This is a genomic window from Citrobacter sp. Cpo045, assembly GCF_030332875.1.
Lineage (GTDB): Bacteria > Pseudomonadota > Gammaproteobacteria > Enterobacterales > Enterobacteriaceae > Citrobacter > Citrobacter portucalensis.
In genome coordinates, this window is sequence record NZ_JAOWGZ010000103.1 from 192,606 (window position 1) to 201,855 (window position 9,250).

Genomic DNA, 9,250 nt, shown 5'->3' on the forward strand with positions numbered 1-9,250 from the left:
CACTCTTAGTAACTTTGCGCGCCGAAAGACAGAGAAAAGGAGAAGCCCATGAACATCAATCTGGCCAAACTTGAGCAAGCGGAAATGGATAAGGTCAATGTCGATCTGGCTGCGGCTGGAGTGGCATTTAAGGAGCGATACAATATGCCCGTTGTTGCAGAAGTTGTTGAACGCGAACAGCCAGAGCATTTACGCGACTGGTTCCGCGAAAGACTCATCGCGCACCGCCTGGCATCCGTTTCGCTTTCACGTTTACCTTACGAGCCTAAAGTTAAATAAAACTTATATTACGTTACGATTCCTTACATGACGCCAGCTACAGTATAAGCATATTCTTAATCCACACATTAAGGATGGTTGTAGACACTATGAAAAGGAAATCATTATGTCATACTGGAAAATCGCAGCAGCACAATACGAACCTCTTCACACCTCAGTTACCGAACATGTCGCGCATCACCTGCAATTCATTCATGCGGCAGCTCAATGCCAATGTGAATTGCTGGTCTTCCCTTCCCTCTCATTGCTGGGTTGTGTTGATGAGAATGACGCGCTTCCTGCCCCACCCGATGAAGCGCTGTTAGAACCTCTCGCACATGCCGCCGCGACTTATCGCATGACGATAATTGCGGGACTACCGGTAGAACATAACAACCGGTTCGTGAAAGGCATTGCGCTTTTCTCTCCCTGGATGACTTCGCCATTAACCTTCCATCAGAGCCACGGGGCCTGTATTGCCAGACAGCGAAATGCCATCAGCGTTGTAGATAGCCAACCGGAAGGCATTGATATCGACCCGGCTTATTCGCTGTTCACCAGCTGCCAGTCAGTCAGTGAACCGGAACTGCTCTCCTCTACATCTCGCCTACAAAGTTTCTCACATAAATTCGCCATCGCGGTATTAATGGCCAATGCGCGGGGTAGCAGTGCGTTATGGGATGAACGAGGTCGATTGATTGTTCGCGCAGACAGCGGTTCGTTGCTGTTAACCGGCCAACGCACGCCACGGGGTTGGCAAGGTGATATCATTCCATTACGCTAGTCGTTTTGGGTCAGGAGCATGGCATGTTGCGCATAATAGATACAGAAACCTGTGGTCTACAGGGAGGCATTGTTGAAATTGCTTCTGTCGACGTGGTTGACGGAAAAATAGTCAACCCCATGAGCCACCTGGTACGCCCTGACCGCCCCATCAGCCCACAGGCGATGGCTATACATCGCATTACTGAAGCAATGGTGGCCGATAAGCCATGGATTGAAGACGTCATCCCACAGTATTACGGCAGCGAATGGTACGTGGCGCACAATGCCAGCTTTGACCGCCGCGTATTGCCCGATATGCCCGGGGAATGGATTTGCACCATGAAGCTCTCCCGTCGGTTGTGGCCGGGGATCAAATACAGCAACATGGCGCTGTATAAATCGCGCAAGCTGAGCGTCCAGACGCCAGCGGGTCTCCACCATCACCGCGCCCTGTACGATTGCTACATTACTGCGGCATTGCTGATCGACATCATGCAGACGTCAGGCTGGACAGCCGATCAAATGGTCGATATTACCGGCCGTCCCGCGTTACTCACTACTTTCACTTTTGGTAAGTACCGCGGAAAACCGGTATCAGAAGTAGCTGAACGCGATCCGGGCTATCTGCGCTGGTTATTTAATAACCTTGACAATATGAGCCCGGAACTGCGATTAACGCTAAAACACTATTTGGATCACGCCTGAGTAGGCAGCGTTCCCTGCGCCAGTCCAATCAAAAAAGCGTACTCAAGGGCCACGCCTTCGTAAGATTTAAAACGCCCGGATTTACCGCCGTGTCCGGAATCCATATCCGTGCAAAGTAGCAGCAAACGATCGTCCGTTTTCAGCTCACGCAGTTTTGCCACCCATTTTGCTGGCTCCCAGTATTGCACCTGGGAATCGTGTAATCCCGTCGTGACCAGCAGATGTGGGTATGCCTGCGCGGTTACATTGTCATACGGGCTGTAGCTTTTCATATAGGTGTAATACTCTTCGTCCTGCGGATTACCCCACTCTTCAAACTCACCGGTCGTCAGGGGAATTGATTCATCGAGCATTGTGGTTACCACATCGACAAACGGCACCTGAGCAATAACACCATGGAAGCGTTCCGGGCGTTCATTAATGGCGACGCCCATTAACATGCCTCCGGCGCTTCCGCCCATGCCATAACATAACTCAGGCGCGCCATAGCCCATTTTTAGCAACGCATCACAGACGTCGAGGTAATCATTAAAAGTATTTTTCTTGTGCAGAAACTTACCGTCCTCGTACCACTGTTGTCCTAATTCACCACCACCACGCACATGGGCAATAGCATAAACAAAGCCACGATCCAGTAAACTCAAACGGCTACTGCTGAAATCGGCGTCCATGCTGGCGCCATATGAGCCATAGCCATAAACGAGTAACGGATTTTTTCCTTTCAGGAAATACTTTTGATGATAAACCAGCGAAACCGGAACCTCGGTGCCATCACGCGCGGTTATCCATAGGTGTTCGCTACGGTAATTCGCTGCATCAAATCCGGGGACCTCCGTCTGCTTAAGCACACGACGTTCCCCGGTGTCCATATCCAGTTCAAACAACGTGTCCGGGGTGGTCATGGAGGAATAGCCATAGCGCAGGCGCGATGTCTCCGGCTCTGGATTATAGGCAAGCCAGGTCACATAAGCCGGATCGTCAAAGGCGATCCCGACCACTTCGCGCGTTTTACGATTAATCTGTCGTAGGCTGGTTAAGCCGCGCTGACGCTCTTCTACCACCAGCCAGTCAGTGAATAGCGTAAAGCCCTCCAGCATCACGTTGTCGCGCGCAGGGATCAGCGTCTCCCAGGCTTGCTCATCACGAACGCGGGTACGATACAGGCCGAAATTTTTCCCCTGACGGTTGGAGCGCAGATAAAAATTGTGTTGATAGTGATCGAGACTGTATTCATGGTCTTTGCGTCGCGCTAAAAAGACCAACGGTTCGGCATCCGCCAGTTCTGCGTCAAGCAGTAAAACCTCACTGGTGGTCGCGCTGGCGATATGAATAACCACATAGTGTAGCGAGGTGGTTTTATGCAGGCTGACATAAAACATATCATCGGCTTCTTCATACACCAGCTCATCCAGTGACGATGGCGAGCCGACCGTATGTCGCCACACCTGATACGGCAATAACGTTGTTTCGTGCTTACGCACGTAATAGAATGTCTGAGAATCATTCGCCCAGACCAGATCCGCTTCGACGTTTTCCAGCACTTCCGGATACCAGTTGCCGCTTTGCAGGTTGCGAAAACGCACGCCATATTGCCGGCGAGAGAGATAATCTTCCGCCAGCGCCATGATGGTGTTATCCGGAGATATCGCTAGTCCTCCCAGCGTATAAAACTCACTGTGTGCCGCGCGCTGGTTCCCATCCAACAGAGTATCCCAATCATCCCACTCTTCACTGAGGGCAGACTGACGCTGATAAATAGCATATTCGCACCCCGGTTCATAAATATGCCGGTAGCGATAACCATTCTTCACATAGGGGGCGGAAGCATCCTGAGGCGGGATACGGTCGATAATCTCTTTCAGGACGCGATCCTGCAAAGCCTGCTGCGAGGCCATAACCTGGCGGCCATACGCATTTTCTTGTTGCAGATAATCCAGCACTTCTGGCTGCGATCGGGTGTCATCTCGCAGCCAGTAATAATTATCAACACGAGTATCGCCATGCTGCGTCATGGCGTGGGGAATACGAGAAGCTTTTGGTAGCATGTCATTGTTCTTTTGCTTAAACATCCTATAAGGGTGGCAAAAGACAGCAATGATGCAAGCGAAACATGCACCTTAGCGGTAAGTAATTAACCCGGTAAAGCCTGTTTTTGTTCTTTGAGATCCTGTTCAATACCTTCACGAACATCCTGCGGGATCTTCAACGCATCGCCCAGCGCATTGAGATAGCTACGCTCCATAAAGTGGTCGATATCAATCGCCGCACAGCTCAGGAAGTAAATTTCTAGCGCTTCTTCTTCGTTGCGGATCCCTTGCGCCAGGCGCTGGGGATCTAACGGTTGTTCAATGGCTCGTTCAATCAGAACGCGGCCCTGCTCTTCCACGCCCGCTTCACGAAGCTGCTGCTCAATGGCCGCTCGTTCTTTAGCATCAATATGACCGTCGCTTTTCGCCGCAAAAACCAGCGCCAGGATCAGACGTTCAGTTCGCTCATCCAGCGGTGAGCTTTGTGCGCCAAACTGCGGCTCATCCTGATGCGCAGCGCGAACTTTATCTTTGTATTTGTTCCATAACACGGTACCGGCAACCGCGCCGCCGCCCACCAGAAGCGCGCTGGTGCCGTATTTACTCAGTAATTTACGTGAAGATTTGTTGGCAACCAGTAATCCTGCCAGACCGCCTAACGCGCCTGGAACCAGAAGTTTACTCAGCCCTTGCTCGCCAGAAGATGACGTGGAGGATCCTTTTTGCCCAAGAAGAGATTGTAGTTGATTCAGCCAATTAGCCATTTTGCCCCTCAAGTACAGACGAATAATCATCAAAGCGTACCCGAGGGGATGTCAGGAAGTGTTCAGGTCATCAAAAGATGTGCAAATACCTGCGTTACTGCGGCTGATACTCCGCTGTTCCGGCTTTGCAGTCGACTTTTACCTGATAGTGAATATCCGCGCTTTTACCGCGAACCGTCAGGGGAACTGACCATTTCCCGTCTTTGCCCGTAATATCGGGCGTGTTGACCCAGGCGACAGGGTCGGCTTGCCCGACGAGTTTTTGATCGTCAGCCCAGCGCGCGATGCGATTTTGCTGATAGTCACGTTTCACGCTTGCCGCAATACCGTCAGCATCCAGTCCTTCGCACTTGGGGAACTGAACATTCTTGCTTTCCATATTTGCCGCAAATACCGATACGCTGGCAGACAATAACAGCAGGCTCAATAACGCTCTTTTTTTATACATTCTTTTCTCCTTAATCTCCCCTTCGTCCTTCAGGTTGCCTGCGGCAACGTGAAATAAAGTCAGGGATTGCACAATGATTCAGGGAAAAGCATGGTACAAAACGTCAGGAGCGCAAGTCGTTTCAGGCAGCCTGAGTATCATCCTCAGTGTGTGCATCGTTTTCGACAGCCTGTGGCGAAGGCAGCTTGCCGTTTTTCAGAATGGCGCTCAGCACATCTTTTTGCTCAGCCAGCCACAGGGAAAGAGCTTCACGCTGCTCGTCTTCGAGCGCTACCGGCGATTGCTCCAGCCATGTGTCGAGCAGATCTGCTGTATCCAGCATTTTGTCATACGCATCGGCTTCCTTTTTGCTGGTAAACGACATTTTTTCCTCACCTTCCCGAATGACTACGTATTTAACTTCAACCGCCATTTTTGCAGCCTCTTAAATTACCTGTATTTATGTACAGTATATTCTTTTTAAGCCCTGAAATCAACCTGGTAATAAAGACAGACGCAAACGTTTTCGTATATACTGCGCCCAGATAAAACAGGGGATTAATTTATGACGTTATTAGGCACAGCGCTGCGTCCCGCAGCAACGCGAGTGATGTTATTAGGTTCAGGTGAACTGGGTAAAGAAGTGGCGATTGAATGCCAACGCCTGGGTGTGGAAGTCATTGCCGTGGATCGTTACCCCGACGCGCCAGCCATGCACGTTGCCCATCGCTCCTACGTAATTAACATGCTGGATGGCGAGGCATTACGCCAGCTTGTCGAACGTGAAAAACCACATTACATTGTGCCGGAAATAGAGGCGATTGCCACGGATATGCTGATCAAACTGGAACAGGAAGGTCAACACGTTGTGCCTTGCGCACGAGCGACCCAACTGACCATGAACCGGGAAGGAATCCGTCGCCTCGCAGCCGAAGAATTGTCTTTACCCACATCATCTTTCCGTTTTGCAGACACCGAAACACGATTTCGTGAGGCCGTTGCCGAAATCGGCTATCCCTGCATTGTGAAGCCGGTAATGAGTTCTTCCGGCAAGGGGCAGAGCTTTATCCGTTCAGCCGATCAGCTCACCGAGGCGTGGAACTATGCTCAACAGGGAGGCCGGGCAGGCGCCGGACGCGTTATCGTCGAAGGCGTAGTGAATTTTGATTTTGAAATCACCCTGCTAACCGTCAGCGCCGTTGATGGTGTGCATTTCTGCGCGCCGGTAGGTCATCGCCAGGAAGATGGCGATTATCGCGAGTCCTGGCAGCCGCAGCAGATGAGTGACCTGGCGCTGGCGCGCGCGCAGGAGATTGCCCGCAAGGTGGTACTGGCGCTGGGCGGTCACGGACTGTTTGGCGTGGAGCTGTTTGTCTGCGGTGATGAGGTGATTTTCAGCGAAGTCTCCCCTCGCCCTCACGACACGGGTATGGTGACCTTAATTTCGCAGGATCTGTCTGAGTTTGCCCTGCACGTACGTGCATTTCTCGGTCTGCCCGTTGGCGAAATCCGCCAGTATGGACCTTCTGCTTCCGCCGTTATTCTGCCGCAACTTACCAGCCAGAATATCACGTTTGAGAACGTGCAAGCCGCTGTAGGTGCGGGTATGCAAGTGCGTTTCTTTGGCAAGCCGGAAATCGACGGGAGCCGTCGTCTGGGCGTTGTGCTGGCCACAGCGCAGAGCATTGAAGATGCGGTGATACGCGCGAAAGACGCAGCCGCACAGGTGAAAGTCGCAGGATAAAAACCAGACCCGTAGGCCGGATAAAGCATTGATGCCGTATCCGACCTACGGTTTACGCATTAACGGCTTACTGCTTCGCGCCTTCTACTGCTTCACGAGCCAGCTTGGTAATACGATCGTAATCACCCGCTTCCAGCGCATCCGCCGGAACCAGCCAGGAACCACCGATGCACAGCACGCTTTTCAGTGCCAGGTAGTCACGGTAGTTCGCCGGAGAGATACCGCCGGTTGGGCAGAAACGCACCTGAGAGAACGGACCCGCAATTGCCTGCAGCGCTTTGGTACCACCATTTGCTTCAGCAGGGAAGAATTTGAACTCTTTCAAACCGTAGTCCATACCCAGCATCAGTTCAGACACGGTGCTGATACCAGGGATCAGCGGAATAGTGCCTTCCGTTGCGGCTTTCAGCAGCGGCTCGGTCAGGCCCGGGCTGATAGCAAACTGCGCACCGGCTTCGGTCACTTCAGCCAGCTGTTGCGGATTCAGTACAGTACCTGCGCCAACGATAGCGTCCGGAACTTCTTTTGCGATCGCGCGAATGGCATCCATCGCACATGCGGTACGTAAGGTCACTTCCAGAACGCGCACGCCGCCTGCAACCAGCGCTTTTGCCATCGGCACTGCGTGTTCCAGTTTATTAACCACGATAACCGGTACAACCGGGCCAGTGGTCAGGATTGCTTCTGCACTTGTCTTCCAGTTTTTCATCAGAGTTTTCTCTCGCCTGATTACAAAATAAGTCTTAAAAAGTGATACAGGTTGCGCCCTGTTCCGCACCGGACAGCTTTTCACGCAACGCGCTGAACATTTCACGGCCTGTGCCCACGCGCGATGCGCTGAGGTCAGGAATGTGAGGCTGACGAGAAGCAAGTTCCTCTTCATCAACCAGCAGCGTCAATTCACCTGTCTGTCCATTCACACGAATGATGTCGCCATCGCGTACTTTTGCCAGCAGCCCGCCATCGTAGGCTTCTGGGGTTACATGGATTGCTGAAGGCACTTTACCTGAAGCACCTGAAAGTCGTCCATCGGTAACTAACGCAATTTTGAAACAACGGTCCAATAATACACCAAGTGGCGGCATGAGTTTATGTAATTCTGGCATTCCGTTTGCTTTTGGTCCCTGATGGCGCACAACGACTACGCAATCACGGTCGAGCAGTCCCGCATCGAAGGCCGGCAATACATCATGCTGACTTTCAAAAACAACCGCGGGCGCTTCAATTATCTGATTTTCTACCGGAACCGCCGACGTTTTCATCACAGCACGTCCGAGGTTACCGCTCAGCACTTTGGTACCGCCGTGGTGGGAGAATGGCTGATCGATGGTAGCAATCACATTACTGTCCAGAGACTTCGCTGCCCCTTCGCGCCAGTCCAGCTCACCATCGTTAAGCCAGGGTTCCATGGTGTAACGCGACAAACCAAACCCGGCAACGGTGTTCACATCTTCATGCAGCAGACCCGCGTTCAGCAGTTCCCGCATTAACACCGGCACGCCACCCGCTGCCTGGAAGTGGTTAATATCTGCCGGACCATTCGGATACAGACGCGCCATCAACGGCACGATATCGGACAGATCGGAGAAGTCGTCCCAGTTAATCAGAATCCCGGCTGCGCGCGCCATCGCAACCAGGTGCATTGTATGGTTGGTTGACCCCCCGGTCGCCAGCAGCGCGACAATACCGTTCACCACTACTTTTTCATCGATCATTTTACCGATCGGCATCCATTCATTGCCGTTGCCGGTCAGACGCGTTACCTGACGAGCAGCCGCGGCGGTCAACGCCTCGCGCAGCGGGGCATCCGGGTGTACGAATGAGGACCCTGGCAGTTGCATCCCCATAAACTCCACCACCATCTGGTTGGTGTTTGCCGTGCCATAGAACGTACAGGTCCCCGGTGCGTGATAAGACGCCGCTTCGGATTCAAGCAGCGCCATGCGATCGACTTTGCCTTCAGCATACAGCTGACGGATACGCACTTTTTCTTTGTTCGCCAGACCACTCGCCATCGGGCCGGAGGGAATAAAGATCGAAGGCAGATGACCAAATGACAGTGCCGCCATCACCAACCCCGGGACAATTTTGTCGCACACGCCAAGGAATAACGCGCCGTCGAACATATTGTGTGAGAGGCCGACAGCAGCCGACATCGCAATCACTTCGCGACTCAGCAACGAAAGCTCCATCCCATCCTGTCCCTGGGTCACACCGTCGCACATCGCAGGAACACCGCCAGCGACCTGGCCTACCGCATTGGCTTCATGCAGCGCTTTACGAATGATGTCCGGATAATGTTCGTACGGCTGATGCGCGGAAAGCATGTCGTTATAGGAGGTAATGATCGCGATATTGTTACGCAGCATGCTTTTCAGCGAGGCCTTGTCATCCGGCTGGCAGGCAGCAAAACCATGCGCCAGGTTACCGCACGCCAGTTGTGAACGATGAACGGTAGTCGATTTCGCTTGTTCAATACGGGCAAGGTAGGCGGAACGCGTGTCGCGAGAACGTTCGACAATACGTTTTGTTACGCGTAACAAATTCGGATTCATAGAGG

At 52.5% G+C, this 9,250-nt stretch carries 10 protein-coding genes; 4 read left to right on the forward strand and 6 right to left on the reverse strand.

Features of this window, described 5'->3' with window-relative positions; translation table 11 throughout:
* Positions 1–48: 48 nt before the first annotated feature.
* The 3 genes from OGY13_RS16895 to exoX all read left to right on the forward strand — a co-directional run bounded on the left by OGY13_RS16895 (position 49) and on the right by exoX (position 1,728).
* Positions 49–279 carry a DNA polymerase III subunit theta gene (locus tag OGY13_RS16895; protein WP_003034925.1) on the forward strand — a complete coding sequence of 77 codons (231 nt, stop codon included), beginning with the start codon at positions 49–51 and terminating at the stop codon, positions 277–279.
* Between the two features lie 106 nt (positions 280–385).
* On the forward strand, positions 386–1,042 hold the full coding sequence (locus OGY13_RS16900) for a carbon-nitrogen hydrolase family protein (protein ID WP_008785043.1): 657 nt from the start codon (positions 386–388) through the stop codon (positions 1,040–1,042).
* 23 nt (positions 1,043–1,065) lie between these two features.
* A complete protein-coding gene (exoX, locus tag OGY13_RS16905; RefSeq protein ID WP_003833802.1) occupies positions 1,066–1,728 on the forward strand; it encodes an exodeoxyribonuclease X in 663 nt (220 codons plus the stop codon).
* Here exoX and ptrB read toward each other — a convergent pair.
* The 4 genes from ptrB to yebG form a co-directional block, all read right to left on the reverse strand.
* Positions 1,719–3,773: an oligopeptidase B gene (ptrB, locus tag OGY13_RS16910; RefSeq protein ID WP_213752278.1), complete on the reverse strand. Its 2,055-nt coding sequence runs from the start codon at positions 3,771–3,773 to the stop codon at positions 1,719–1,721. The two genes, exoX and ptrB, sit on opposite strands and share 10 nt — an antisense overlap.
* A gap of 86 nt (positions 3,774–3,859) precedes the next feature.
* Positions 3,860–4,519 carry a tellurite resistance TerB family protein gene (locus OGY13_RS16915; RefSeq protein ID WP_032943779.1) on the reverse strand — a complete coding sequence of 220 codons (660 nt, stop codon included), beginning with the start codon at positions 4,517–4,519 and terminating at the stop codon, positions 3,860–3,862.
* A gap of 94 nt (positions 4,520–4,613) precedes the next feature.
* Positions 4,614–4,967 carry a protein YebF gene (gene yebF, locus OGY13_RS16920; protein ID WP_020996626.1) on the reverse strand — a complete coding sequence of 118 codons (354 nt, stop codon included), beginning with the start codon at positions 4,965–4,967 and terminating at the stop codon, positions 4,614–4,616.
* A gap of 121 nt (positions 4,968–5,088) precedes the next feature.
* Positions 5,089–5,379, reverse strand: coding sequence for a DNA damage-inducible protein YebG (gene yebG, locus OGY13_RS16925; protein WP_032943780.1), 291 nt, complete (start codon positions 5,377–5,379; stop codon positions 5,089–5,091).
* A gap of 132 nt (positions 5,380–5,511) precedes the next feature.
* Here yebG and purT point away from each other — a divergent pair, with 132 nt between their 5' ends.
* A complete protein-coding gene (gene purT, locus OGY13_RS16930; protein ID WP_213752279.1) occupies positions 5,512–6,690 on the forward strand; it encodes a formate-dependent phosphoribosylglycinamide formyltransferase in 1,179 nt (392 codons plus the stop codon).
* Between the two features lie 67 nt (positions 6,691–6,757).
* Here purT and kdgA read toward each other — a convergent pair whose 3' ends face one another.
* Both kdgA and edd read right to left on the reverse strand, forming a co-directional pair.
* Positions 6,758–7,399 (reverse strand): bifunctional 4-hydroxy-2-oxoglutarate aldolase/2-dehydro-3-deoxy-phosphogluconate aldolase, encoded by a 642-nt coding sequence (gene kdgA / locus OGY13_RS16935; RefSeq protein WP_003034901.1) that lies wholly within the window; start codon positions 7,397–7,399, stop codon positions 6,758–6,760.
* A gap of 34 nt (positions 7,400–7,433) precedes the next feature.
* Positions 7,434–9,245, reverse strand: coding sequence for a phosphogluconate dehydratase (gene edd, locus OGY13_RS16940; protein ID WP_213752280.1), 1,812 nt, complete (start codon positions 9,243–9,245; stop codon positions 7,434–7,436).
* Positions 9,246–9,250: the final 5 nt, after the last annotated feature.

Excerpts from the sequence above, each read along its gene's own strand:
- OGY13_RS16895 (WP_003034925.1), top strand. The coding sequence starts at position 49 with ATGAACATCAATCTGGCCAAACTTGAGCAAGCGGAAATGGATAAGGTC.
- purT (WP_213752279.1), top strand. The coding sequence starts at position 5,512 with ATGACGTTATTAGGCACAGCGCTGCGTCCCGCAGCAACGCGAGTGATG.
- exoX (WP_003833802.1), top strand. The coding sequence starts at position 1,066 with ATGTTGCGCATAATAGATACAGAAACCTGTGGTCTACAGGGAGGCATT.
- ptrB (WP_213752278.1), bottom strand. The coding sequence starts at position 3,773 with ATGCTACCAAAAGCTTCTCGTATTCCCCACGCCATGACGCAGCATGGC.
- yebG (WP_032943780.1), bottom strand. The coding sequence starts at position 5,379 with ATGGCGGTTGAAGTTAAATACGTAGTCATTCGGGAAGGTGAGGAAAAA.
- kdgA (WP_003034901.1), bottom strand. The coding sequence starts at position 7,399 with ATGAAAAACTGGAAGACAAGTGCAGAAGCAATCCTGACCACTGGCCCG.
- edd (WP_213752280.1), bottom strand. The coding sequence starts at position 9,245 with ATGAATCCGAATTTGTTACGCGTAACAAAACGTATTGTCGAACGTTCT.
- OGY13_RS16900 (WP_008785043.1), top strand. The coding sequence starts at position 386 with ATGTCATACTGGAAAATCGCAGCAGCACAATACGAACCTCTTCACACC.
- OGY13_RS16915 (WP_032943779.1), bottom strand. The coding sequence starts at position 4,519 with ATGGCTAATTGGCTGAATCAACTACAATCTCTTCTTGGGCAAAAAGGA.
- yebF (WP_020996626.1), bottom strand. The coding sequence starts at position 4,967 with ATGTATAAAAAAAGAGCGTTATTGAGCCTGCTGTTATTGTCTGCCAGC.